This is a genomic window from Leucobacter salsicius M1-8, assembly GCF_000350525.1.
Classification (GTDB): Bacteria; Actinomycetota; Actinomycetes; order Actinomycetales; family Microbacteriaceae; genus Leucobacter; species Leucobacter salsicius.
In genome coordinates, this window is record NZ_AOCN01000022.1 from 196,140 (window position 1) to 221,562 (window position 25,423).

The following is a 25,423-nucleotide window of genomic DNA, read 5'->3' on the forward strand; positions in this document are numbered from 1 at the left end:
GGTCGATAGGATTCGAACATGTCTGGTGGATTGATTGCCGCGCTTGTCGGTGTAGGTGTCCTTGTTCTTCTGATCGGCTACGTCTGGATCACCTACAACTCCCTCGTGACGCTGCGTGTGCGCGTCGACGAGGCCTGGAGCGATATTACGGTGCAGCTCAAGCGCCGTGCAGACTTGATTCCATCGCTCGTTGAGTCGGTGAAGGGCTACGCAGCCCACGAATCTGGTGTGTTCGAGGCCGTAACGAAGGCCCGCGCCGAGACAATTTCGGCCGACAACCCGGCTGCGGCATCGGTCGCAGAAGGCCATATGCAGGAAGCGCTTAAGAGCATCTTCGCGGTCGCTGAGGCGTACCCGCAGCTGCAGGCCAGCCAGAACTTTCTGCAGCTGCAGGGCGAGCTGGTCGACACCGAGAACAAGATCCAGGCGTCGCGCCGGTTCTACAACGGTGGCGTGCGCGAGTACAACACCAAGATTCAGCTGTTCCCCAACACCCTGTTCTCGCGGGGCATGGGCTTCGCAGAGCGCCAGTTCTTCGAGGTTGACGATGTTGCGTCGATCTCGGAGCCGCCGCGCATCCAGTTCTAACCGAGGTCGGCCGTGTACAGCGCGATACGCCGCAACAAGGTCAACAGCGTTCTGATCATCCTGCTATTTCTCGCCATCGTGGGCGGGCTCGGGTGGCTCGCCGGCTACATCTACAACTCCCCGGGCATCGTGGTCACGGTGGTCGTGTTCTCGCTGGGGTTCGCCCTGTTCCAGTACTTCATGGCAGGCCGCCAAGCCATCTCCATGAGCGGGGCTCAGCGCATCACAGAAGCCGATAACCCGCGGCTGTACCGGATTGTCGAGAATCTTGCGATCACCACCGGCACGCCGATGCCCGAAGTGTATATCGTGCATGATCCGGCGCCCAACGCATTCGCGACGGGGCGTGACCCCGCACACGCGATGGTGGCGGCGACCACGGGCCTCCTCGACATCATGACGGATTCCGAGCTCGAGGGCGTAATGGCCCACGAACTGGGGCACGTGCGCAACTACGACATTCGTGTGTCAATGATCGTCTACGGCCTGGTGGTCGCCATCGGAATGCTCGCCGACATGATGATGCGCATGGCCTTCTTCGGCCGCAACAATAACAACGGCAACCCAATCGTGCTCGTGTTTGGACTCGTGGCAATGCTCGTGGCGCCGCTGGTTGCCACGATCGTGCAGCTCGCAGTGTCGCGGCAGCGCGAGTACCTCGCCGACGCGACCGGTGCACTCACGACGCGCCACCCGGAGGCCTTGGCGAGCGCGCTGCACAAGCTGTCCACCTACGGTCAGCCGATGCAGAAGCAGCAGTCGAGCATGGCGCACCTGTGGATCGCAGACCCGCTGAAGCCGGGCATCGTGCAGCGACTGTTCGCGACCCACCCGCCGATTCCGGATCGCATCAGGCGGCTGCTCGACATGGGCGGTAAGTTCTAGCGCGGTGTGAAGTGTCGTGGCCGGGCGGCGGTAGGCTGAGGGAATTACCTCAGGAGGTCGCTCACCGTCGTGTCCACCATGTTTCGTTCGCTCACAGGGCGCAACTACCGCATCTGGTTCGCGGGAGCGCTCCTGTCAAACGTGGGCGGATGGATGCAATCGACCGCCCAAAACTGGGTGGTCCTCACCGAGCTGAGCGACAACAACGCCTCGGCGGTCGGCGTGACGATGGCGCTCCAGTTTGGGCCCCAGCTGCTGCTCGTGCCGTTCAGCGGGGCAGTCGCCGATAAATTCGACCGACGTAAAGTGCTCATGGTTACGCAGAGCCTGTTGATGCTCTGCGCCGCAGCACTTGGAGTGCTGCTCGTCACCGGGGTTGCCGAGCTGTGGCACGTGTACGGGTTCGCGCTCGCGCTCGGGGTCATCAACGCCTTTGACGCGACCTCGCGGCAGGCCTTCGTGTCTGACCTGGTGGCGGGTGACCAGCTTTCGAACGCGATTGCGTTGAACTCAGCCTCGTTTAACTCCGCTCGCCTTGTTGGGCCAGCCGTCGCGGGCATTCTGATTGCCGCCGTCGGCTCGGGCTGGGTGTTCATTATCAACGCGGTGTCGTTTCTCGCGGTGCTCGTGGCGCTGAGTTTCATTCGACCTGCCCACAGGGTGCCCGACACCACGCAGGAGAGGGAGGGCCAATTGGCCCAGCTCGCCGCTGGGTTTCGATACGTGCGGCACCGCCAGGATCTGCTTGTCATCTTTTTGATGGTGTTCGTGCTTGGCGCGTTCAGTATGAATTTTCCGATCATCGCGTCGACGATGGCCGTGGAGTTTGGGCGTGACGCCACCGACTACGGGCTGCTGTACTCGATGCTCGCGATTGGTTCACTGACCGGTGCGCTGCTCGTGGCTCGGCGACCGGTCCCGCGAATGCGCGCGGTGATTGCGGCCGCCGGGGGTATCGGCGTGGTGAGCCTCGTGAGCGCGTTCATGCCTAGCTTCTGGGCCTTCGGTGGTTCGTTCGTGTTTCTCGGCTTTTCGACGGCGACACTGCTCACCACCGCGAATGGTTTTGTGCAGACCACCGCGGCGCCGCAGGTGCGCGGCCGGGTCATCGCGCTCTACATTGCAGTGTTGATGGGTGGCACCCCGCTCGGGGCCCCGCTGGTCGGCGCCGCTGCCGACGGCCTGGGGGCGCGGTCGACGCTTGTGATCAGCGCGCTCGCGGGTTTTGTGGCGTTTCTGGTGGGCGCCGTTTGGCTCGTGACCGCGCGCAAACTTCGGTTTCATCGTGGTGTTGGTTGGCGCTTGCAGATCACGCATGCGGGGCGGCCCGGACTGGGGGATGACCCCCGTGAACAGGTCGAATCGCTCACTGCTCCGCTCGAAGTTTTGCGGCGCGAGGCTGCACCGATTCCCGTTGAGAGTTCGGTGCCGCAGGAGTCCCCGACCGTTCCGCTCGCGACCGGCCGAATTCGGTTGCCGGGCCACGTCGCAAAGGACGATCCGGAGGAGTAGGCTGGAGGGGTTCACGCGGACTCGTCCGCTTTCTTCAACTTAGATGGAGCCAAGATACCGGTGAGTGACTTCCTGTCGGCACAAACCCGCACTGAAACGGACTCGATCGGCAGCGTCGAGGTGCCTGCGGCCGCGTATTGGGGCGTGCACACGTTCCGCGCCCACGAGAACTTTCCGATCGCGCGCCGCCCAATTTCGGTCTACCCCGACTTCGTGCGTGCATTTGCTTGCGTGAAGCAGGCCGCGGCTCGCGCAAACCTCGAGATTGGTGCGCTGGACGAGCCCCGCGCAACGCTCATCGACCGCGCCTGTGAAGAGATCAAGACGGGCATGCTGCACGATCAGTTCGTTGTGGGCGTCGTGCAGGGTGGCGCTGGCACCTCGACCAACATGAACGCGAACGAGGTCATCACGAACCGCGCGCTCGAGCTGGCAGGCCACGAAAAGGGTGACTACTCCTACATCCACCCGAACGACCACACGAACCACAGCCAGTCGACCAACGACACGTACCCGACCGCTATCAAGATTGCGCTCGCGTTCTCGCTCGAGAGCCTGCTCGACGAGCTCGCGCTCCTCTCCGACTCGTTCGCGAACAAGGGCCGCGAGTTCAAGGACATCGTGAAGGTTGGCCGCACGCAGCTGCAGGACGCCGTTCCGATGACCCTGGGCCAGGAGTTCAACGCGTTCGCTGTGACCCTGCGCGAAGACATCGATCGCCTCCGCGAGGCAGTCACCCTGCTGCGCGAGATCAACATGGGCGCCACCGCCATCGGCACCGGCATCAACGCACCGAAGGGCTACCGCGAAGCGGTCGTCAAGCACCTGCGCGAGATCACCGACCTCAACCTCGTAACCGCGGGTGACCTCGTCGAGTCGACGAGCGACACCGGCGTGTTCATCACGTTCTCGGGTGCCCTCAAGCGTAGTGCGATCAAGCTCTCGAAGATCTCGAACGACCTTCGCCTGCTGTCCTCGGGCCCGCAGGCTGGCCTGGGCGAGATCAACCTGCCCGCACGCCAGGCAGGCTCGTCGATCATGCCCGGTAAGGTCAACCCCGTGATCCCCGAGGCCGTCTCGCAGGTGGCCTACGCCGTTGCTGGCTCGGACGTCACCGTGACGATGGCGGTCGAGGCCGGTCAGCTGCAGCTGAACGCGTTCGAGCCCATCATGGCTCACTCGCTGTTCCAGTCGATCACCTGGCTCGAGCGCGCGTGCAAGACGCTGCGCGAGAACTGCGTTGATGGAATCACCGCCAACGTCGACCACATCGAGAACATGATGGCGCGCTCGGTGACCGTCATCACCGCTCTCGCACCCGTCATCGGCTACTACGAGGCCGCAAGCCTCGCAAAAGAAGCTCTCGCGACGAACGAGCGCGTCGGCGACCTGGTGGTTGCGCGCGGTCTGCTGAGCCAGGCCGAGCTCGACGACATTCTGCAGCCGTCCAAGCTCGCGGGTCTGCACCCCGAGACCGGCGCGATTGACATCGTCCCGGCTGAGGCTGCCGCGGAGTAATCTCTGGCAAGCTGGCCTCCAGTCATACAAAACGGCGGTGAGATCCTCGGATCTCACCGCCGTTTTGTATTGCGCTGAAGTCAGCGCTGGGCTGGCCTTCGGGCGTGGTTATGCCTTCGTGCAGTAGGACGTGATCGCGCCGATCTTCTCGATCGTCACGGTCACCTCGGTGCCGGGCATGAGGTAGAGCGGGGGCTTCCGTGAGCGGCCGGCGCCACCGGGGGAGCCGGTCGAGATGACCGTACCGGGAAGCAGCGTAAGCGACTGCGAAATCGTGGCAATCAGCTCGGCGACGGTGCGAATCATGAACGATGTGCTCGAGTCCTGCACGCGCAGACCATCGACATCGGTCGTAATGCCGAGCACCTGCGGATCCGGAATCTCATCGGCCGTCGTGACCACCGGGCCCACCGGAGTGAAGCCATCGAACGACTTACACCTGGACCACTGGGGTTCCATGAACTGAATGTTGCGCGCGGTGATGTCGTTGATGACGGAGTAGCCGTAGACATAGTCGAGGGCCTCTTCGGCCGAGACGTTCTTTGCGGCCTTGCCGATAATGACCGCGAGCTCACCCTCGTAGTCGACCTCGTCGCTCAGATGCAGCGGAATCGGTACCTCGCCGAGGTGCGCGCCCAATGAATTGGGGAAGAGCGAGAACAGCACGGGGCCAGAGTCGTTGTCGAGGCTGAGCTCACTCGCGTGTTCGTCGTAATTGAGCCCCACCGCGAGGGTGATGGGCGCGCCGATCACGGCGGGCGCGTACGAGACGCCAGCGAGCGGTGTCCATTCGGTAGCGGGCAGCGTCGTGACAGCCTTGCTCAGCGCACGCTGGGCAGCCGGGCCGGCCTCAATGTGCTGCTGCAGAGTGCGGGCGTCGCTACCGAGGCGTCGAACGGGAACGCACGCCTCTCCACGAACTACTGCAAGCTCAGGAGCGGAATCGGGGGAGAAGATCAAGTGCGCGAGTTTCACCCCTCCAGGCTATCTGACACGAGGGAATCCAGGGACACAGGAGCATGTGTGAAGTGTCGGACCTCATTTTTTGTGTGATAGGTACCCTAAGGAGTTTCCTCTGAGCGAACTCGGAGGCGACGGGTGATGGATTCGGGAAGAATGGGAGGCATGACCGAGAACGCGAAGACCAAGCCCGAGATCGAATTTCCTGACGGACCAGCCCCCGCCGCTCTGGAGATCGTTGACATTGAGGTGGGCACCGGCGCTGAGGCGCTTGCCGGCTCGACCGTTGACGTGCACTACCTGGGCGTCGAGTTCGACTCCGGTGATGAGTTTGACTCGTCGTGGAGCCGTGGCGAGTCCATCAACTTCCCGCTGCGCGCGCTCATCAAGGGCTGGCAGGACGGCATCCCCGGCATGAAGGTCGGCGGCCGCCGCAAGCTCATCGTGCCCCCGGCACAGGCGTACGGCACCTCGGGCGGACACCCGCTCTCGGGCAAGACGCTGATCTTCGTGATCGACCTGCTCGGCGTGAGCTAACCACTCACCTGGCGGTCTAGACAGTTGTTCCGCCGAGGGCGGGATCGGCGCGAAGCCGGTCCCGCCCTTTGTCGTTTGCCGTTGGTGCGGTGGCCGGACGTTGTGGACGCGGTTGGAGATCTGGCTCCGTAGCAAACACCCGAGTGGTAACGTAGCTTCGTTCAGCTAACACACAGCACGAAACGGAGCCGTCGGTGACCGCAATCGACCAGCAGCAAGAGGCGCAGGGCAGCGCCGAACCACGGGAGCCCAAGAATCGCCTCGACAGGTTCTTCCTGATCAGCGAGCGAGGCTCGACCTTTGGCACCGAGATCCGTGGGGGGCTCGTGACATTCGTCACGATGGCGTACATCGTGATCCTCAACCCGATTATCCTCACGAGCGGGGTGGACGTTGAGGGCAACACGCTCTCATTCCCCGCCGTGAGTGCCGTCACCGCCCTCACCGCGGGCGTCATGACGATTCTGTTCGGACTCGTCTCCAAGCTTCCATTTGGGTTTGCTGCAGGCCTGGGAATCAACGCCTTTGTTGCGTTCTCAGTGGTCGGACAAGTGACCTGGCCCGAGGCCATGGCGATCGTCGTCATCAACGGTGTGCTGATTGTGCTGCTCTCCGCCACCGGCCTGCGCCGCATGATCTTTGACGCCGTGCCCGTCGAGCTGAAGCTCGCCATCACGGTTGGTATCGGCCTGTTCATCGCGTTCATTGGTTTCGTGAACGCGGGCTTCGTCACGGCTACCGGCCAGGGCTCACCGCCCGTAGGCCTCGGCGGCGGCGGCTCAATCGTCACCATCCCCACCCTGATGTTCGTGCTGACGCTGCTGGTCACTGGAATTCTTGTGGCCGCACGCGTCAAGGGTGGACTCCTCATTGGCCTCGTCGCCGGCACCGTGGGTGCCGTCATCGTTGAGGCTGTCGCGCAGCTCGGCCCACGCACCGGCGCCGACGGCGAGATCGCGAACGCGGGCGGCTGGGGCCTCACCGTACCCGAGCTGAGTTCGGCACCCTTCAGCGTGCCCGATCTGAGCCTGGTGGGTGCCGTCAGCTTCGACCTCGGCCGAGTCGGCATTGTGACGCTTGTCATGCTCGTATTCACGCTGCTCTTCACGAATTTCTTTGACGCCATGGGCACGATGACGGGGCTCTCGCGCGAAGCCGGGCTGGCCGACAAGAAGGGCAACTTTCCGCGTCTGAAGTCGGCACTGATCATCGAGGGCGTCGGCGCCATCGCGGGCGGCATGACCTCGTCCTCCTCGAGTACCGTGTTTGTGGAGTCGGGCGCGGGCATCGGCGAGGGGGCGCGTACCGGCTTCGCCAACATGATTACGGGCGGCATGTTCTTGCTCGCCATGTTCTTCACTCCGCTGACCCAGATCGTGCCGACCGAGGTTGCCGCCGCGGCCCTCGTCGTGGTGGGTGCGATGATGATGGCGCAGATCAAGCACATCGACCTCAGCGACTTCCGGGTGCTGCTGCCCGTGTTCCTCACGGTGTCGGTCATGCCCATGACCTACTCGATCGCCAACGGCATCGGTGCGGGATTCGTAGCCTGGGTGCTGCTGCACGCATTCAGCGGCCGCGCCAAGCAGGTGCACTGGCTGTTGTGGATCGTCGCCGCGGGCTTTGTGGCGTTCTTCGCGCGTGGTCCGCTCGAAAGTCTCATCGGCGCTTAATACGTAGCCAGCTGTGGGAAGACCCACCAATGTAGGGCCCGGGATCCAAGATTCTGGGCCCTTGTTGTACATTGTGCGAAATTTTGGAACGATTCATTGACAGCCGCACCGCCGTCCAGATAGCGTCGCAGTTAGGTTCACCCCGAAGGAACAGGGGCACCGAGGCGGGCCGAGTTAATTGCTCGGCCGCTCTTCACCGCAGCGTCGCGAAGGAGAGAATTCGTATGAGTAGTGTAGGTCTGCTGTACGTGGGAGCCGTGCTGTTTATCAACGGTCTCATGCTGATCGATATTGTGCCGGCCAAGGCCGCCGCCGCAATGAACCTGTTCGTGGGAGGCATGCAGGTCATCTTCCCCACGATTATCATCGCGCAGTCTGGTGGTGACCCGGCTACCATTCTGGGCGCCTCAGGTCTGTACCTGTTTGGTTTTACGTACCTGTATGTCGCCTGGAATACGCTCACAGGCGCCACGGGGGAGGGGCTTGGCTGGTTCTCGCTCTTTGTGGCGGCGTGCGCGGTGGTCTACGGCATCGTGCAATACACGATGGCCGCCGATCCCGTGTTCGGTGTGATCTGGTTCTCGTGGGCCGTGCTCTGGTTCCTCTTCTTCCTCGTCCTCGGACTCGGCAAGAGTCACCTGGGCCGCTTCACCGGCTGGTTCACGCTCTGGCTGGGTATTTTCACGGGCGCCATCCCCGCGCTTATGATGCTCACCGGCACCTATGTCACCGGCCCCATGGAAGGCGCCGTGGCCGCGGTCATTGCGGTGATCCTCCTGGCGCTGTCCTGGGTCCTCGGCAAGCCACGCGGTGCCGGATCCGCGGCTCCGGCACCCGCCAACGTGGCTGGCGCGTAACACTCTATCTTTCCCAACCCCACCCTCAGAAAGGCGGCGCCCGTGCCCAACTACAGATTCAGATGCGCGCAAGGATGCGAGTTCGACGCCATGTATTCGATGCAGGACGTGCCGCTCTCGGCCGAGTGTCGCGTCTGCGGCGCACAGGCGAAGCGCGCGATGACCGCGCCGCACCTGTCGAACTCGGGAACGAGTGCGTTTGGTCTCGTGGATCGCGCTGCGCGTAGCGCCCACGAGCCCGAGGTCGTCTCGAGCTTGCCCAGTAACCGCGGCCCAGGCGGGCCCACTAAACGACAGCCTGTGACGCATAACCCGCTGCATGCGAAGCTTCCTAGGTCATAGCGCCGCGACGCCTTCGCTCTCCCCACTTTCGGTGGCATCGAGGCCCCCGAAACCCGCAGGAACAAGTATGAATAACGAAAGGTAGAAGTCATGCCCGAACACATTTTCAAGCTGGATTCCAACAAACGATTCGTCGACCAGGAGAAGCTCGGCCACAACCGGTGGCACCCTGAGATTCCCCCGGTCGCAACGGTGAAACCCGGCGATACCTTCCGCGTCGACTGCCGCGAGTGGTTTGACGGCGCCATCAAGAACGATGATTCGGCGCAAGACATCCTGGACGCACCGCTACTCACCGTGCACACGTTGAGCGGCCCGTTTGCGGTCGAAGGCGCCCGCCCGGGCGACCTGCTGGTCGTCGACATTCTCGACGTCGGCCCGATTCCGCAGGAGGACAGTGGTCCGCTGGCCGGCCAGGGTTGGGGCTACACCGGTATCTTTGCCAAGCGCAACGGTGGCAGCTTTCTGACCGACCAGTTCCCCGACGCCTACAAGGCCGTGTGGGACTTCAACGGCCAGACTGCGACGTCGCGTCACGTGCCCGGCGTCTCCTTCACCGGCATCATTCACCCGGGGCTCATGGGCACCGCACCCTCGCCCGAGCTGCTCGCCAAGTGGAACAAGCGTGAGGGCGACCTCATCGCGACCGATCCGCTGCGCGTACCGCCGCTGGCGCTGCCCCCCGAGGCAGAGCATGCGATTCTCGGTGGGCTCGACCGAGGCGAGTGGGCTCGGGTCGGCTCCGAAGCTGCGCGCACCGCGCCGCCGCGAGAGAACGGCGGTAACCAGGACATCAAGAATCTGTCCAAGGGCACGCGCATCTTCTACCCCGTCTTCCTCGACGGGGCGAACTTCTCGGTCGGCGACCTGCACTTCTCGCAGGGCGATGGTGAGATCACGTTCTGTGGCGGTATCGAGATGGGCGGGTTTATCGACCTGCGTGTCGACATCATCCGCGGCGGTATGGAGACCTATGGCGTCTCCGAAAATGCGATCTTCATGCCGGGCAACGTGGAGCCGCAGTACAGTGAGTGGCTCGCATTCTCGGGTACGTCGGTGACACTCGAAGGCGAGCAGCGCTACCTCGACTCGCACCTGTCGTACCAGCGCGCGTGCCTGCACGCCATCGACTACCTCACCAAGTTCGGCTACAGCCCCGAGCAGGCCTACCTACTGCTCGGAGCCGCTCCGATCGAGGGTCGGCTCTCGGGCGTGGTGGACATTCCCAACTCGTGTTCCACCGTGTACCTTCCGACCGCGATGTTCGACATCGACATTCGACCGTCGGCCTCCGGTCCGGCACAGATCGATCCGGGGATCGGCGCACCGCGCGCAAATGGCTAGCTCGTAGTGTCTTGAAAGCCCCCGGCTGCGGCCGGGGGCTTTCTGCGTGCATAGGGAAATCAGGCGGTGCGAGTAAGCACGGTCGATCCGGATCCGAACAATTCAGCGCTGGGCAAAGATCGGTGGTGGGTACTTCAACCTCAGAAAGCACAGGAGACACCCATGCACCTTTCACCCCAGCCATACGTCCTCGTCGAGGCCTCCGCGGCCGTAGTCGCTGAGCACGCGAATGCCATTACGGGCGTGTTCTACCCGACGATGTTCGAGGCTCACCCCGAACTGCTCAACGTCTTCACCCAGGCCAATCAGACCGTCGGTGAGCCGCCGCGGGCCCTGGCCGCCTCGGTCATGGCGTTCGCGGTGCAGCTGCTTGATCCGGAGGCACCCGATTTCTCGCCCGTGATGCGCCGGATCGCGCACAAGCACGTGTCCCTGGGCATGAAGGCCAGCTCGTACACGGTCGTCGGTCACCACCTGATCGCCGCGGTGAAGTTGGTGCAGGGTGATGCGGTGACGCCCGAGATTGCCGCGGCCTGGGACGAGGTGTACTGGTTGTTCGCGGTGGGCGACGCCCGGGCGCATGAACTTGGAAGAGGTTGAGCTCCCCGAGCAGTCGGTTTTACTTCTGTGCCGAAATGCCTAGGGAGGGAGCCTTTTCAGTCATTGCTGGTGCCGGGGTGTCGTTCGTGATGCGATCCGGCCGTGAATAGATCACCATGGACTGGCCGCGCAAGAACCCCACGAGCGTGAGGCCAGATTCCTCCGCGAGATCCGCCGCGAGCGACGAGGGTGCCGACACCGCCGCGAGCATCGGTATGCCCGCCATGATGGCCTTTTGCGTGAGCTCAAAGCTTGCGCGACCCGACACCATGAGCACGCAGGAGCGGGCAGGAAGCTTCTCGTGCATGAGTGCCCAGCCGATGACCTTGTCGACGGCGTTGTGTCGGCCCACGTCCTCGCGGATCACGAGTAGTTCGCCCGTGTTGCCGTCGAACAGGGCCGCCGCGTGCAGCCCGCCCGTACGGTCGAACACCGCCTGCTGAGCCCGAAGGGCATCGGGAAACGTGATCAGCTGCGAAGCATCAAGGCGCAGCGTATCGCTCGCGACCTCAAAGCGGGAGTTCGTGTGTACGTCCTCGATGGACGATTTGCCGCAGAGCCCGCACGCGCTCGTCGTCGTGAAGTTGCGAGCGAGGCTTGGGTCAGGCTGCTTCACCCCGGGGGCGAGCTGCAGATCGAGCACGTTGTACGTGTTGCCGTCGTCGGCCGTTGCGCCCGCGCAATACCGTGCCGTCGTGAGCTCGTCAGCGGCCGCGATCACGCCCTCGGACACGAGAAACCCTGCCGCGAGTTCGACGTCGTGGCCGGGGGAGCGCATCGTCACCACGAACGAGGAACCGCCGAGACGAATCTCGAGCGGCTCCTCGACCGCGAGGAAATCTGTGCGGCGCGACGAATCAGCCCCTACGGTGAGGCGGGTGACTTTGCGGCGAGCTGCGATTCTTGACACGTTCCTTGCTTAGCACTGATGGTGCGTCGGGGCAAGCCTGCGCTAGTTCCCCAGCACCTTCTGGAACGCCTGCGCGTAGCGGTTGTCTTCCTCTGACGTGAGTGAGCGCATGTCGTAGATGCGGCTCGACATATCCTCGTCAGGGAAGATGAGGGTGTTGTTCGCGAGCTCGGGGTTCACCGTCTCCATGGCCTCGCGTGTGCCCTTCACCGGCGTCACATACTGCACGTACTCGGCGACCTGGGCCGCCACCTCGGGCTCGTAGTAGTAGTTGATGAGCTCGTGCACCTGCTTGGCGGACTCCGTCGCGACGGGCATGCAGAATGAGTCGATGAAGAGTGCGGCGCCCGCCTCGGGGACCACAAACTTCCAGACCTCCTCGCCCTCCTCCTCGTTCAGCATTGCAATGTCACCCGACCAGCACATGCCCGCAAGCACGTCACCCTTTTGGAGGTCCTGCGTGTACGAGTTGCCCTTGACGTTAAATACCTGGCCCGAGCGCAGCTGCTTCTCGACCACGTCGAGAGCGGCATAGAACTCGTCGTCGCCCCAGTCGCCCGTGATGTCGACGCCTTGCTGCAGCATGACGAGTGCGAGCGTATCGTCCTGCTCGCTCAGCAGGTTCACCTTGCCCTTGAGATCGGGGCGCCACAGGTCGTCAACCGACTCGATGCCCTGCGGGTAGAGCTGCGCGTTGTAGCACAGGCCGGTCATACCGGCCTGGTAAGGGATTGACGACTGGCGATCCGGATCGAACGTGGCGTGCTGCACCATATCGATCATCTGGCCATCCACGTTGGGGAGCAGCGAGCGGTCGAACTTTTGCAGCTGATCCTGTTCAAACAGGCGCACGAGCGACGAGTCCGTGAGGCAGAACACGTCATAGCCCGTATCTTGCTCGAGCTTCAGCTGGTCCTTGATCTTGGCGATGAAGGTCTTGTTGTCATCGATGTCTTCGAAGTACTCGACCGTGATGTTGGTCTGCGCCATGAACTCATCGAGGCTGGGGTTGGCGCCGGTCTCCTCGTCGTAGTCGAGGTAGTACGTCCAGTTCGCCCATCGCAGGTTGCCGCCCGAACCGTCACCCGGGCCCGAGGGGCCAGCGCATGCGCTGAGGGCACCGGCGCCCAAAAGCGCAGCTCCCGCAGCCCCGCCACGCAACAGCTGGCGGCGGCCCAGCTGAGTCGAGCGAATGCGGTTGACGATCTCAAGAACAATGGGATCTTCTGAACGTGGTGACATGTTTCCTCCCTTGGAAACCAATAACGACGATGTTGTCAATCATCATGACACATTCGCTGATCAAAGGTCGGGAGGCTGGCTGAAGCGTTACATTCCGAGCACTGCGGTACGCAGCTTGTGTACCAAGCCTGGTGCGCCGACGAACATGAACGGCTCCCCGGGGGCCTGTTGATCGTGCTCGCCGATGATGGCGCAGCCCGCCTCCGTGGCAATGAGAGCCCCCGCTGCATAGTCCCAGGGCTGCAGACCGATCTCATAGAACGCGTCGACGCGGCCGCACGCGACCATGCAAAGATCGTTCGCGGCAGATCCAAAGCGGCGAATATCGCGCACGCCGGGCAGCATGCGCGCCGCCATCTCGGCCTGCACGGTGCGACGGGCCGCGGTGTATCCAAATCCCGTCGCGACCAGCGAGGTCGCGAGCTCGGTGTTGCCGGTGGGAGCGATACGGATCCCGTTGAGTCGTGCCCCGCCGCCGTCAACCGCCTCGAACATCTCGTTGGAGTTCGGGTTGTAGACGGCCCCCGCGATGGCGCGCCTGCCGTCGGCGTATGCCGGCGACGGCACCGTGGCTGCGATGCTCACGGTGTACATCGGCAGGTTGTAGAGGTAGTTGACCGTGCCATCGATCGGGTCGATGACCCAGGTGATACCGCTGGTACCGGTGATGCCGGTGCCCTCCTCGCCCAGGACACCGTCGTCGGGGCGCGCCTCGCGCAGGGCGGCCGTGACGATTCGTTCAGCTTCACGATCGGCCTCGGTGACGATGTCGACCGCGCTTGACTTCGCGGCGGCCACGTCGACCCCCTGCTCGCGCAGCTCGCGGATGCGGTCGCCAGCCAGCCTGGCCACTCGGGTGGCAATCTGGGCGAGCAGGGCGGGTGAGAGCGGGGCCGATGAAGTCATGCTTCGAGCCTAGCTGGCGCTCGCCGCAGCCTGGTCTGAATCGTAGGCGTACGCTGCTTCCCCGTGCGCTGCGGTGTCGATGCCCGACTCCTCCACCTCGGCCGGCACACGGAGCCCGGTGATCGCTTTGACCGCGAGCGCGATGGTGAGAGAGACCGTGAAGGAGTACGCCATGACCGCAATGACCGAGATGGACTGCACGACGAGGAGCCCGACGCCTCCACCCACAAATAGCCCGTTGTCAAAGGCGAAGAGCCCCAGATAAAGCGAGCCCAGCACACCAGCCACGAGGTGTAGCCCCACGACGTCGAGTGAATCGTCGTAGCCCAGACGGTACTTCCAGTCGATCGCAAACGCGCAGGCGGCACCGGCGACAATGCCAAGCAGGAGCGCCCAGAGTGGGGAAAGATCTGCGGCGGCCGGAGTGATCGCGACGAGGCCAGCAACGGCGCCCGAGGCTGCGCCAATGACGCCGGGCTTCTTGCCGCGCAGCACGTCGACCAGCAGCCAGCCGATAATGCCTGCCGCGGGAGTGCCGAGCGTGTTGATGAGGATCAGGCCCGCCTCGCCGGTCTCGGTGGCGAGGCCCGAGTTGAATCCGATCCACCCAAACCACAGCAGCGCGGCGCCGATGGTGACAAGCGGAACGCTGTGGGGTTTATGCGATCCGGGACCAAACCCGATGCGCTTGCCGGCCACGAGTGCCAGCGCGAGCGCGGCGGCACCCGCGTTGATGTGGATCACCGTGCCGCCGGCCAGGTCGATGACCTCGGGGAGTCCGAGGGTGGTGCCCAGTCGCTGAATCCAGCCGTCGCCCCACACCCACGCCGATACCGGGAAGTACACCAGCGTCGCCCAGACGCCAGCAAACAGCACCCAGGAGCCGAGTCCGACACGGTCGGCGATCGCGCCCGAGATGAGGGCGGTGCTGATCATCGCGAACACCGCACCGAATCCGACTGCAATGAACTGGCTGGGGTCGGTGTTGAGGAGGCCGAAGTCCTTGAACGGGCTGCCAGCGAAACCACTCTCGCCGGGCGCGAAGTAATTCATGCTGTAACCAAAGAGAATCCAGAGCACGCCAACCACCCCCATGGCGCTGACACTGAAAAGCATCATGTTGACGACTGACCGCACGCGTACGAGGCCCCCATAGAAGAGCGCGAGCCCCGGAGTCATGACAAGTACGAGGGCGGTGCTCGCGAGCATCCACACATCTTGCGGGGTGAGGGTCATGTTGCATCTGCTTTCTACTGGGATTGTTGAGGTGCAATCAGTGTGCGGGAGCGGTGTTTCGGGACCGTCTCGTCTGCGTCTCGCGAGCGTCACAATTGTGTTTCCGGTGCGAGTCGAGTGCCCAGTGTTCGTGCCTGCGCCAGAGGGTGATAAGATAACAAGGTTGCCGTGTGAACGGCCGCGGATAAAGAGAGCCCCAGCATCCTGCTGAAGGCGCCGCGCAGCAATTGAAAGGGGTCCCCAATGGCACTGGAATCAGCAGTCAAGAAGGCCATCATGGAAGAGTTCGCGACCAAGCCCGGTGACACCGGTTCCCCCGAGGTTCAGGTTGCAATGCTCACGCGTCGCATCAAGGACCTGACCGAGCACCTCAAGGATCACAAGCACGATCACCACTCGCGCCGTGGCCTGCTGCTGCTCGTCGGTCAGCGCCGCCGCCTGCTGGCTTACCTCCAGCAGCTCGACATTGCACGTTACCGTACGCTCATCGAGCGCCTCGGCCTGCGTCGCTGAGTTTCTCCTCCGTTCGCACGGAAGAGCGAAGCGCCCGTCACCTTTGGTGGGGGGCGCTTTTTGTTGTGCGCTGCGGACACGAACTCCGGAACTTTCACCAGTTCCGGCAGATTGGGGCCGAATTGATCCGGAGTTACTCAATCTGCCGGAGTTACTGAGCCCGTGAGCTCCGCTCACACGAAGCGCAAACGCACAGGGCAATCTTGCCGGGCCCCAAACGGGGGATTACTCGGACGATCGAGTAACTCTCGCAAGAGTTGGGGTATGTACCTAGAAACGGCCTTGAGGCAGTACAACGGAGTGCTGCCGACGCGCGTGCTGCGCGACGCGGGCTATAGCTACGCGCGGCTGCAGCAGCTGTGTGCGGAGAAGCGGCTCGTGCGTGTGCGGCGGGGCTGGTTGGCGGCGCCGAGAGCAGCGCCCGAGCTGGTGCTTGCGGCGCAAAACGCGGGGGTGCTCACGTGCGTGACTCAGGCGCGGCGCCTGGGGCTATGGACCACGGCTCCGGATCGGGCCGTGCACCTCGGCCTCGACCACGGGGCCAAACGCCCCGCTGTGAGAGGGTTGCGGTTGCACTGGCACGCGCCGATCATGCCGCGCGACCCTTACCTGGTCGAGGATCCGCTCATCAACGTGCTCGCGATGGTGGCTCGCTGCCTCGCGTTCGAAGACGCCCTGGCCGTGTGGGACTCGGCCATCAATAAGAAGCTGATTCAGCTGACAGAGCTACAACGGTTTCCGCTGAGCGGGGTCGCGAGGCAACTCGTGCGAGAGGTTACGCCCTACTCGGACTCTGGCCTGGAGTCTTTTGTGAAGCTGCGTCTGAAGCGCTTCCGCCTCAAGATCTGCGCCCAAGCGTGGCTGCTGGGCCACTGCGTGGATTTGCTCATCGGGGAACGCCTGGTGGTGCAGATCGACGGTGGCACGCACGTGGGCGAGCAGCGTTCACGAGACATCGAGCACGATGCTCTGCTTACCCTGAATGGCTTTCACGTCATTCGAGTGAGCTACGAGCACGTCATGGCTCGGTGGCCCGAGGTCCAAGACCTCATCCTGCAGGCGGTCGCCCAGGGTCTGCACTTGGCCCACGCTGGTAGTCGTTGATCCCGATCCGGTACTTGCCCATTAACGAGTGATGGCCCCCTCGCAGTCGCGAGGGGGCCATCACTTGCTAGATCCTTAGATCTTCGACGAAGCGTCCTTCAGGACGCTGCGCAGAATGCCGCCGATCTCAGCGAACTCAGCCGGACCAATGGTCAGCGGCGGAGCGAGCTGGATGACGGGGTCTCCACGGTCATCGGCGCGGCAGTACAGGCCGGCGTCCCACAGTGCGGGCGAGAGGTAATCGCGCAGGAGGCGATCCGACTCTTCCTCGTTGAAGGTCTCCTTGGTTGCCTTGTCCTTGACAAGCTCGATACCGAAGAAGTAGCCCTCACCACGAACGTCACCGACAACGTCGATGTCGAGGAGCTTCTCGAGCTCGGCGCGGAACAGCGGGCTGTTCTCGCGCACGCGGCCGTTGAGGTCCTCTTCTTCGAAGATGTCGAGGTTCGCGAGCGCCGCAGCAGCAGCTGCAGGGTGACCTGCGAACGTGAAGCCGTGGTAGAACGTGTTCTCAACCGAGTTGAAGGGCTCAGAAACCTTGTCCGAGACAATCATTGCACCGAGGGGCACGTAGCCCGAGGTAATTCCCTTTGCCGAGGTGATGATGTCGGGCTCGTAGCCGAGTGCCTTCGAAGCGAAGAAATCGCCAACGCGGCCGTAAGCACAGATGACCTCATCCGAGACGAGCAGTACGTCGTACTGGTCGCAGATCTCGCGCACGCGCTTGAAGTAGCCGGGGGGCGGGGGGAAGCAGCCGCCCGAGTTCTGTACCGGCTCGAGGAAGACGGCCGCAACGGTGTCTTCGCCCTCGAACAGGATTGCCTCTTCGATGCGGTTTGCAGCCCACTGGCCGAACGCCTCGATGTCGTTCGAGGGTGCGCCCATCTCATCTGCGCGGTAGAAGTTCGTGTTCGGAACACGGTGACCACCGGGGGTCAGCGGCTCGTAGAACTTCTTCATGTCGGGAATACCGGTGATCGCAAGTGCGCCCTGCGGGGTGCCGTGGTAGGCAACCGAACGCGAGATGACCTTGTGCTTCATGGGCTTGCCCTGGATCTTCCAGTAGTGCTTGGCAAGCTTGAAAGCGGACTCAACGGCCTCGCCACCACCAGTGGTGAAGAAGACCTTATTCATCTGGCCGGGGGCGTAGCTCGAGAGGCGCTCCGACAGCTCAATGGCTGCGGGGTGCGCGTACGACCAGAGCGGCATGAAGTCAAGCTGCTTCATCTGCTTGGCGGCAGCCTCGACGATGCGATCGCGGCCGTGGCCAGCGTTCACAACAAAGAGACCTGCAAGGCCATCGATGTACTGCTTGCCGTGCGAGTCGTAGATGTGGTGGCCCTCGCCACGCGTGATGACGGGGATACCGTCATTGAGCACCTTGCGGTTGGTGAAGTGCGGCCACATGTGCTTCTTGGCCGAAGCCTGAAGCGCAGCGGTGTCGACCGCGGCAGTCGGATCAAATGACATGGTTATCGTGTTCCCCAGTCGTATTTCTGTTTGGTGAGTTGGAGGTAAAGGAAGCTCTCGGTTGAAGAGACTCCCTCAATTCCACGGATTTTCTCGTTGAGAAGTTCGATGAGACCGTCGTCGTCTTCACAAACAACTTCGGCGATGATGTCAAAGGAGCCCGCGCTAAGCACGACATAGCTGATCTCTGACATCTCCGCGAGGAGGTCTGCGACGATTCGGGTATCGCCTGAAACGCGAATGCCGAGCATGGCTTGCCTGCTGAACCCGAGCCTCATGGGATCGGTAACAGCGACAATCTGCATAACGCCGGCATCCGTGAGCTTCTGCACGCGTTGGCGCACGGCGGCCTCGCTGAGGCCGACCGCCTTCCCGATCTCCGCGTACGAACGACGGCCATCTCGCTGTAGTTGCTCGATGATCGCCTTCGACGTGTCGTCGAGAGCTGCCGATATGCGTTTGGTGCTCACGCTACTGATTCTTGCAGTCAAAAGCTGAAAACGCAAAGGAATCCGAAGATTCGGCATCGAATTTATGACGATCTCGGTGCTCGGGGTGTCTGCGGGCAGTCAAATGCGACACCGTGCACCTCTGAAGTTGCTGCGGGGTTCGGCTTCGGAAGTCGTCGTGGTCTTCACGATACTCGGCAGAAACCACCATACTCAGTGGCTCAAATGTAACTGTTTCGTGAAGAATTGTCGCCGCACCGGGTGCCGCTTTGCAAGATGTCACACTCTGTGACATATTCGAGGCACGAATCGGCAACGTTGCCGATTCACGCGAAATGCGGATTTCGCCAGTGAGAACCAAGGGAGATATCTCATGAATCGTCCGCTTCCTGAAGACCCGATCGTACGCAATATTGTGCAGATGATTCGCGGTGCGCAGTTCAACCGTCGTCAGCTCCTCCGCGGTGCGGCCGCAGGCGCGGCCGGCATCGGTGCGCTTGGCCTCGCCTCCTGTGCAGGTGGCGGAGGAGGTGGTGGCGACGGAATTGTGTGGGGCAACTGGACCTACTACCTCGACTACGACTCCGACACCGACACCAATCCAACGCTTGAAGCTTTCATGGAACAGGCGGGCTTTGAGGTCCAGTACATCGAGGACATCGATGACAACAACACCTTTTACGGCAAGATCAAAGATCAGCTGAAGCTCGGCCAGTTCACCGGGTACGACACGATCACGTTCACCGACTGGATGAATGCGCGCATCATCGAAGCGAACCAGGTGCAGGAGTTCGACTACGCCAACCTGCCCAACGTCACGAAGAACATGGTCGACAGCCAGTGGGACGCGCTCGACGTCGACCCTGGCCGCAAGTTCTCGGTGCCGTGGCAGCTCCCGGCTTCGGGCTGGGTCTGGAACACGAAGGAAGTCCCCAAGGGCATCAAAACGCTCGACGACTTCCTGCGCCCCGAGCTCAAGGGCAAGGTGGGCGTGCTCTCGGAGATGCGCGACACCATGGGTATGATCCTCGCTGGCCTGGGCTACGACCCGGCGGGGCAGTGGGGCGACAAGGAATTCGACGAGGCGCTGGCCTGGCTCGATGACGGCATCCAGAGCGGCCAGATCAAGAACATCAAGGGCAACTCGTACACTCAGGATCTGCAGCGCGGCGACACGCTCGCGGCGATGGCCTGGACAGGTGATGTCATCATGTTGAACGCCGAGAATGACAACCAGTGGACCATGGAGGTCCCCGAGTCTGGCGGCATGATCGCGGCTGACTCCTTCACCGTGCCCAACGGTACGTCGAAGGAGAATAAGGCCAAGGTCGAGGAAATGATCGACTACTACTACGACCCTGAGGTCATGGCGCAGGTCGCTGACTATGCCACCTTTGTGCCGCCGGTGAAGGGCACCCAGGAAGCGATGAAGAAGCTCAACCCTGAGAACGCGGACAACCCGCTGATCTTCCCGAGCGACAAGGACTGGGAGCACCTGCTCACCTTCCGCACGCTGTCGCCCGCCGAGGATAAGAAGTACTCGACCGAATTTCAAAACGTACTGGGGCTGTAAGACATGGCAAACCTTAATTCCTTCGCCGAGTCTGGCGCCGACCTCGAGCTCGTGGGCATTCAGAAGCGATTCCCCGGGTTTACGGCAATTGAGAATGTGGATCTCACGATCCCCGCCGGATCTTTTTTCGCGCTGTTGGGACCCTCGGGCTGCGGCAAGACGACGACCCTGCGTCTCGTTGCCGGTCTCGAGGACCCCACGGAGGGGCGCATCTTGATTGGCGGACGGGACGTAACCGACCTGAAGCCGCACAAGCGGCCGGTCAACACAGTGTTCCAGTCCTACGCGCTGTTTCCGCACATGTCGATTCTTGAGAATGTGGCATTCGGACTGCGGCGCCGCAAGATCGATGGCGCGACGGAGAAGGCACACGAGGCGCTTCGGCTCGTTGAACTCGATCACATTTCGGATCGCAAGCCCGCACAGCTTTCGGGTGGTCAGCAGCAGCGCGTGGCACTCGCTCGCGCGGTCGTGAACCGCCCCGCACTGCTGCTGCTCGATGAGCCGCTGGGCGCGCTCGATCTCAAGCTGCGTCGCCAGATGCAGCAGGAGCTGAAGCAGATTCAGCAGGAGGTGGGGCTCACGTTCCTGCACGTCACCCACGACCAGGAAGAGGCCATGACCATGGCCGATACTGTGGCGGTGATGAACAAGGGACGCATCGAGCAGATGGGTGCACCCGCAGAGCTGTACGAGCTGCCACGCACGGTGTTCGTCGCGAACTTCCTGGGGCAGTCCAACCTGTTCTCGGTAACGGTCGCGGGTGGCACTGAGACGGTGCTGCACACGGACTTCAACGGCAGTCGGATCTCGCTTTTGCGCTCGCGCACCGAGCGCAATGCGGGGGAGATTACGGTGGGCGTTCGCCCCGAGAAGCTGCGCCTGCATCGCGAGCCACCTGCAGTCGATGCGGGCGTCAACGTCGTGGGCCCCGGCCGCATCACGGACGTCTCCTTTATCGGCGTGAGCACGCAGTACACGGTCTCCATTCCCGGGTCGGACGATGTGCAGGTCTTCGCGCAGAACGTCGAAGCTGGTCCCGCCGCTCGCGAGGGCGACGAGGTGTGGCTGAGCTGGCTCGCTGAGCACACCTTTGGGCTTGCCGACGACCGGCTCGACACCGGCGCGCTCACCGCGGACCTGTCGACGCGAGCTATCGCGTCCCAAGCCGCGCTCGCCGAGTAGAGGGGAGAGCAAGATGGCAATGACCGCCTTCTCGGCGAACGCGAAAAGCGTGGACCAAGTGCCAAGGAAGAACGGCAAGATCGTTCTCGCGCTTTTGGCACCCGGCATTTTGTACATGCTGCTGTTCTTTGTGGCCCCCTTTATTCAGCTCATCATCACGTCGCTGCAGGCACCCGATACCAGTGGCGGTATCGGGCAGTACGTCTCGGCGCTGCAGTTCTCGAACTACGTTGCGGCGATCCAGGAGTACTGGCCGCAGATTCTGCGCTCGTTTATCTACGCCCTCACGGCGACGATCATCGGGCTTCTGATTAGCTACCCGCTGGCCTACCTGATCGGCGTGAAGGTGCGGTCGCGCCCGATGCTGCAGGGCATCCTGTTGATTCTCGTGGTTGCTCCGTTCTTCATCAGCTTCTTGCTGCGTACCCTGGCCTGGAAGTCACTGCTGCCGAGCGAGCTCGTCGGCACGCACTTCTCAGTGATCCTCGGCCTCGTCTACAACTTCATCCCGTTCATGGTGCTGCCAATGTTTGCGTCCCTGCAGGCATTGGATTTGCGTCTGGTGGAGGCCGGCACCGATCTGTACGCATCACCGCTCACGGTGTTCCGCAAGGTCACGCTGCCGCTGTCGCTGCCGGGTGTGGTGTCGGGCACGCTGCTCAGCTTCATTCCGATGGCCGGTGACTACGTGAGCGCGTCTCGTGAGTTCCTGGGTGGTACCGAAACGACGATGGTCGGTAACGTCATCGAATCGAACTTCCTACAGACCCAGAATTACCCGATGGCAGCGTCGCTGTCGATTGTGCTGATGGTGATCATCCTGGTCATTGTCGCGACGTACGTGAAGAAGAGTGGGGCGGAGGATCTGCTGTGAAGTCGTTTAGCCTCGGAAAAGCGTTTGTGCCGGTCGTTAGCGCGATCACGCTTATTTTCTTGCTCACTCCTATCGTGCACGTCATCGTGTTTTCGTTCAATGATTCGCGACGCAGCAATATTCTCTGGCGCGGGTTTACCCTCGACAACTGGATGAACCCGTGTGGTGCACCTCAGGTGTGTACCGCTTTCAGCAACAGCATCCTGGTGGGTATCGTTGCCACCGTTGCGGCCACGATCCTGGGCACACTGATCGCGCTGGCGCTCGTGCGTTATCGCTTCAAGTTTCGCTCCACGATCAGCCTGCTGCTGTTCACCCCGATGGCCACACCGGAAGTGGTGCTTGGTGCCGGTCTCGCGTCGCAGTTTCTGCTCGCGGGTGTTGAGAAGGGGATTGGCACGATCATCCTCGCGCACACCATGTTCTGTATCTCGTACGTGGTGGTCGCGGTGAAGGCCCGCGTGGCCAGCCTGAACCCGGCTATCGAGGAAGCAGGGCGTGACCTCTACGCCTCACCTGGTCAGGTTTTCTGGCGCATCACGCTGCCAATGCTGACGCCCGGCATCATCGGAGCCGCGCTGCTGAGCTTCGCGCTGTCGTTCGATGACTTCATCATCACGAACTTCAACTCTGGCACTGCAACGACCTTCCCGAAGTTCATCTACGTCTCGGCGCTCAAGGGCGTTCCTGCGCAGGCCAACGTGCTCGCCTCGATCGTGTTCGTCGGTGCGCTGGTGCTCGTAGTCGTTGTGCAGGTGCTCAACATTAATAAGCAGAAGCGGCTCGCGCGGCAGTAGTCGATGCCGTGACAAGAGCGAAGGAGGCGGGAACCATTCCCGCCTCCTTCGCTGATGTTGCGGAATTCTCGTTGAATAGCGGCCCGATAATGAACATCGTTCGGTTAGCACGTGTCGCTTTTGCGTCTCGGGGCGCGAACCGAAAAAATAGAGAATGTGCGAGATGCGATCTCGCGACACCACTACGCGATGGGGCGAGCGTCTCCATCGCGATCACGACGATCGTGAGGAACAAAGATGTCCAAAACGGCAATACCCGGAGTCGCCAAGGGCGCCTCCCTCAAGCGAAATCTTGGCCTGTGGGCCATCGTGGGCCTGGGCCTCGGTTACATGACGCCAACGGTGGTGTTTGACACGTTCGGCATGGTGGCCCGCGATACCGACAACGTGGTGCCGCTTGCGTACCTCGTAGCGTTGATCGTGATGGTCTTCACCGCGGTCAGCTACGGCAAGATGGCGGGCGCGATTCCGAGCGCTGGTTCTGCTTACACGTACGTGCGTGAGTCGATGCACCCCAACGTTGGGTTCCTGGTCGGCTGGACCTCGCTCATTGACTACATGCTGCTGCCGATGGTGAACTGTCTCATCATTCGCAGCTACCTCGAGGCAATCTTCCCCGGAGTCCCGGGGTGGATCTGGGTGGTGGGTTACTGCGTACTCACGACGAGCGTGATCTACCTCACGATGCGCGGCACGTCGAACCTCAACGGCATTCTGCTCGTGTTCTCGATCATCGTGATGGCCGTGTTTATCGTGATGGTGTGGGCGCAGCTTGCGGGCGGCGAAGGCGTCGGCTCGGTCGCAGACATGCAGCCCTTCTTCCACGACGGCGTGACCGCTGGGGCCGTGCTCATGGGCGCGACCATAGTCTGCTTCTCGTTCATCGGCTTCGACGCCGTGACCATGTATGTCGAAGAGGCGCGCAGCCCCAAGCTCGTGCCGCGCGCGCTGATGCTCACCGTGCTGATCGGTGGCGCGATCTTCTTGATCGCCGGTTACTTTGCTCAGCTGCGTTTCCCCGCCTGGGAGGAGTTCGCACCTGGCGGAGACATGCAGTTCATTGAGGACTCCACGCTGCCCCTCATGGGTGAAGCCGTTGGTGGCCCCGTGCTCATGGCCGTGCTCACCGCCGCGGGCTTCGCCGCGACTCTCGCGTCGGGCCTCGCCTCGCACGCCTCGGTGTCGCGCATGCTGCTCGTGATGGGCCGCAACAACGTGCTCCCCAAGAAGTACTTCGGCTTCATTAATGCCAAGACGCACACGCCCACGTTCAACATCGTGCTCACCGGTGCCATCTGCATGCTGGCCATTGCGTTCACGCTCGAGATGATCGCCGCGTTCATTAACTACGGCGCGCTCATCGCGTTCTCGTTTGTGAACATCTCGGTGATCGCCTGGTTTGCGATCCGCCAGGGCCGCCGCAAGACTCCGCGCGACATCTTCAAGTACATCGTGATGCCGGTCATTGGCTTCGGCATGACGGTGATCCTGTGGGTCAACCTGCACCTCGATGCCCTGATCGGCGGCGTCATCTGGACCCTGATCGGCCTGGCCTACCTGCTGTACCTCACGAAGGGCTTCAAGAAGAAGGTCGCCGCGTTCGACGAGGATCAGCCCGTGACCGGCTTCAACAAGGTTCCTGAGATCGCAGAATAGCCTCCTCAGGATCCCCCTTGGCCTGATCCTGATCCTGATCCGGATCGCCTGAAGTCAGAACCCCGCCCGCTTCCGGGCGGGGTTTTGGCGTCTTGGCGGAACGCCTGAGATCCGGATCAAAGAGCGGCAGTGTGATGCCGCACAGTGGGCCGATCAGCACCGCGAAGACGACGGTGCCGATCCACGCATCGCCGCCGAGGGCCCATCCGACAATCAGTACGGTCACCTCAATCGCGGTGCGCCCCGCCCAGAGGGGAACGTTGAACCTGGAATGCAGACCCGTCATGAGGCCGTCGCGCGGACCGGGGCCCAGGTGCGAGCCAATGTAGATTCCGCTCGCTACGGCGAGCAGGGCGAGGCCGAACGCAAAGTAGCCGATGCGTACGGCGAGAAGCTCGGGAGTAGGGAACATCCAGAGCCCCAGTTCGAGCCCGGGGCCCACGAGCAGAATGTTGAGCACGGTGCCGATGCCCGGGCGCTGGCGCAGCGGAATCCAGGCGAGGAGGACGACCAGGCCAATGATGTTCGTGAGAAGCCCAATGCCGATGCCCGTGGCGTGCGAAAGGCCCTGGGCAAACACGAGCCACGGACCTACGCCAAGGCCCGCGCGCATCATGAATGCGTCGGCGATGCCAAAGAGGAGCAGGCCGATGATGAGACGCGGGATTCGGATGAGCATGAAGCCAGTTCAC

General features: G+C 62.5%; 25 protein-coding genes. 17 read left to right on the forward strand and 8 right to left on the reverse strand.

Features of this window, described 5'->3' with window-relative positions; genetic code table 11:
- Positions 1–18 precede the first annotated feature (18 nt).
- The 4 genes from C795_RS0109975 (at position 19) to C795_RS0109990 (ending at position 4,503) form a co-directional block, all read left to right on the forward strand.
- Complete coding sequence (locus C795_RS0109975) at positions 19–588, forward strand: LemA family protein (protein ID WP_017793615.1); 570 nt, start codon at positions 19–21, stop codon at positions 586–588.
- A 12-nt stretch (positions 589–600) separates the two neighbouring features.
- The gene (locus C795_RS0109980) at positions 601–1,473 is read left to right on the forward strand and encodes a M48 family metalloprotease (RefSeq protein WP_017793616.1); all 873 of its coding nucleotides are present in this window, start codon (positions 601–603) and stop codon (positions 1,471–1,473) included.
- Between the two features lie 78 nt (positions 1,474–1,551).
- Positions 1,552–2,985 (forward strand): MFS transporter, encoded by a 1,434-nt coding sequence (locus C795_RS15740; protein ID WP_017793617.1) that lies wholly within the window; start codon positions 1,552–1,554, stop codon positions 2,983–2,985.
- 60 nt (positions 2,986–3,045) lie between these two features.
- Positions 3,046–4,503 carry an aspartate ammonia-lyase gene (locus C795_RS0109990; protein WP_017793618.1) on the forward strand — a complete coding sequence of 486 codons (1,458 nt, stop codon included), beginning with the start codon at positions 3,046–3,048 and terminating at the stop codon, positions 4,501–4,503.
- Between the two features lie 108 nt (positions 4,504–4,611).
- On the opposite strand, the gene C795_RS0109995 is transcribed toward C795_RS0109990, so the two are convergent.
- Positions 4,612–5,478 carry a fumarylacetoacetate hydrolase family protein gene (locus tag C795_RS0109995; protein ID WP_017793619.1) on the reverse strand — a complete coding sequence of 289 codons (867 nt, stop codon included), beginning with the start codon at positions 5,476–5,478 and terminating at the stop codon, positions 4,612–4,614.
- A 150-nt stretch (positions 5,479–5,628) separates the two neighbouring features.
- Here C795_RS0109995 and C795_RS0110000 point away from each other — a divergent pair, with 150 nt between their 5' ends.
- The 6 genes from C795_RS0110000 to C795_RS0110020 all read left to right on the forward strand — a co-directional run bounded on the left by C795_RS0110000 (position 5,629) and on the right by C795_RS0110020 (position 10,816).
- The gene (locus C795_RS0110000; RefSeq protein ID WP_017793620.1) at positions 5,629–6,000 is read left to right on the forward strand and encodes an FKBP-type peptidyl-prolyl cis-trans isomerase; all 372 of its coding nucleotides are present in this window, start codon (positions 5,629–5,631) and stop codon (positions 5,998–6,000) included.
- Between the two features lie 194 nt (positions 6,001–6,194).
- Positions 6,195–7,673 carry an NCS2 family permease gene (locus C795_RS0110005; RefSeq protein WP_017793621.1) on the forward strand — a complete coding sequence of 493 codons (1,479 nt, stop codon included), beginning with the start codon at positions 6,195–6,197 and terminating at the stop codon, positions 7,671–7,673.
- Positions 7,674–7,897: 224 nt separating this feature from the next.
- A complete protein-coding gene (locus C795_RS0110010) occupies positions 7,898–8,530 on the forward strand; it encodes an AmiS/UreI family transporter (RefSeq protein WP_017793622.1) in 633 nt (210 codons plus the stop codon).
- Between the two features lie 42 nt (positions 8,531–8,572).
- A complete protein-coding gene (locus C795_RS16935) occupies positions 8,573–8,872 on the forward strand; it encodes an FmdB family zinc ribbon protein (RefSeq protein WP_083879211.1) in 300 nt (99 codons plus the stop codon).
- Positions 8,873–8,962: 90 nt separating this feature from the next.
- Complete coding sequence (gene fmdA / locus C795_RS0110015) at positions 8,963–10,216, forward strand: formamidase (protein ID WP_017793623.1); 1,254 nt, start codon at positions 8,963–8,965, stop codon at positions 10,214–10,216.
- 162 nt (positions 10,217–10,378) lie between these two features.
- Positions 10,379–10,816 (forward strand): globin domain-containing protein, encoded by a 438-nt coding sequence (locus C795_RS0110020; RefSeq protein ID WP_017793624.1) that lies wholly within the window; start codon positions 10,379–10,381, stop codon positions 10,814–10,816.
- Between the two features lie 19 nt (positions 10,817–10,835).
- On the opposite strand, the gene fdhD is transcribed toward C795_RS0110020, so the two are convergent.
- From fdhD to C795_RS15745, 4 genes are all read right to left on the reverse strand, one after another.
- The gene (fdhD, locus tag C795_RS0110025; RefSeq protein WP_017793625.1) at positions 10,836–11,726 is read right to left on the reverse strand and encodes a formate dehydrogenase accessory sulfurtransferase FdhD; all 891 of its coding nucleotides are present in this window, start codon (positions 11,724–11,726) and stop codon (positions 10,836–10,838) included.
- A gap of 42 nt (positions 11,727–11,768) precedes the next feature.
- Positions 11,769–12,968 (reverse strand): ABC transporter substrate-binding protein, encoded by a 1,200-nt coding sequence (locus C795_RS0110030; RefSeq protein ID WP_017793626.1) that lies wholly within the window; start codon positions 12,966–12,968, stop codon positions 11,769–11,771.
- A gap of 87 nt (positions 12,969–13,055) precedes the next feature.
- On the reverse strand, positions 13,056–13,874 hold the full coding sequence (locus tag C795_RS0110035; RefSeq protein ID WP_017793627.1) for an inositol monophosphatase family protein: 819 nt from the start codon (positions 13,872–13,874) through the stop codon (positions 13,056–13,058).
- A gap of 9 nt (positions 13,875–13,883) precedes the next feature.
- Positions 13,884–15,110, reverse strand: coding sequence for an ammonium transporter (locus tag C795_RS15745; RefSeq protein WP_017793628.1), 1,227 nt, complete (start codon positions 15,108–15,110; stop codon positions 13,884–13,886).
- Positions 15,111–15,353: 243 nt separating this feature from the next.
- Between C795_RS15745 and rpsO the strand changes: the two genes are divergently transcribed.
- Positions 15,354–15,623, forward strand: coding sequence for a 30S ribosomal protein S15 (gene rpsO, locus C795_RS0110045; RefSeq protein ID WP_017793629.1), 270 nt, complete (start codon positions 15,354–15,356; stop codon positions 15,621–15,623).
- 264 nt (positions 15,624–15,887) lie between these two features.
- Positions 15,888–16,727, forward strand: a complete 840-nt coding sequence (locus tag C795_RS16940) for a DUF559 domain-containing protein (RefSeq protein ID WP_017793630.1) — start codon at positions 15,888–15,890, stop codon at positions 16,725–16,727.
- Positions 16,728–16,802: 75 nt separating this feature from the next.
- Here the strand turns inward: C795_RS16940 and C795_RS0110055 are convergent, their stop codons facing one another.
- Entirely contained in the window at positions 16,803–18,197 is a 1,395-nt protein-coding gene (locus tag C795_RS0110055; RefSeq protein ID WP_017793631.1) for an aspartate aminotransferase family protein, read from the reverse strand.
- A gap of 2 nt (positions 18,198–18,199) precedes the next feature.
- Positions 18,200–18,667, reverse strand: coding sequence for an Lrp/AsnC family transcriptional regulator (locus tag C795_RS0110060; protein ID WP_017793632.1), 468 nt, complete (start codon positions 18,665–18,667; stop codon positions 18,200–18,202).
- Between the two features lie 352 nt (positions 18,668–19,019).
- On the opposite strand from C795_RS0110060, the gene C795_RS0110065 reads away from it, so the two are divergent.
- From C795_RS0110065 to C795_RS0110085, 5 genes are all read left to right on the forward strand, one after another.
- Complete coding sequence (locus C795_RS0110065; protein WP_017793633.1) at positions 19,020–20,219, forward strand: ABC transporter substrate-binding protein; 1,200 nt, start codon at positions 19,020–19,022, stop codon at positions 20,217–20,219.
- A gap of 3 nt (positions 20,220–20,222) precedes the next feature.
- Positions 20,223–21,404: an ABC transporter ATP-binding protein gene (locus C795_RS0110070; protein WP_017793634.1), complete on the forward strand. Its 1,182-nt coding sequence runs from the start codon at positions 20,223–20,225 to the stop codon at positions 21,402–21,404.
- Positions 21,405–21,417: 13 nt separating this feature from the next.
- Positions 21,418–22,278, forward strand: a complete 861-nt coding sequence (locus C795_RS0110075; protein ID WP_017793635.1) for an ABC transporter permease — start codon at positions 21,418–21,420, stop codon at positions 22,276–22,278.
- The gene (locus C795_RS0110080) at positions 22,275–23,075 is read left to right on the forward strand and encodes an ABC transporter permease (protein WP_017793636.1); all 801 of its coding nucleotides are present in this window, start codon (positions 22,275–22,277) and stop codon (positions 23,073–23,075) included. The genes C795_RS0110075 and C795_RS0110080 overlap by 4 nt, the downstream gene beginning before the upstream one ends.
- A gap of 237 nt (positions 23,076–23,312) precedes the next feature.
- Positions 23,313–24,731 carry an APC family permease gene (locus tag C795_RS0110085; protein ID WP_017793637.1) on the forward strand — a complete coding sequence of 473 codons (1,419 nt, stop codon included), beginning with the start codon at positions 23,313–23,315 and terminating at the stop codon, positions 24,729–24,731.
- Here the strand turns inward: C795_RS0110085 and yczE are convergent.
- Positions 24,703–25,410 (reverse strand): membrane protein YczE, encoded by a 708-nt coding sequence (yczE, locus tag C795_RS0110090; protein WP_017793638.1) that lies wholly within the window; start codon positions 25,408–25,410, stop codon positions 24,703–24,705. The genes C795_RS0110085 and yczE overlap by 29 nt on opposite strands.
- Between the last annotated feature and the right edge of the window lie 13 nt (positions 25,411–25,423).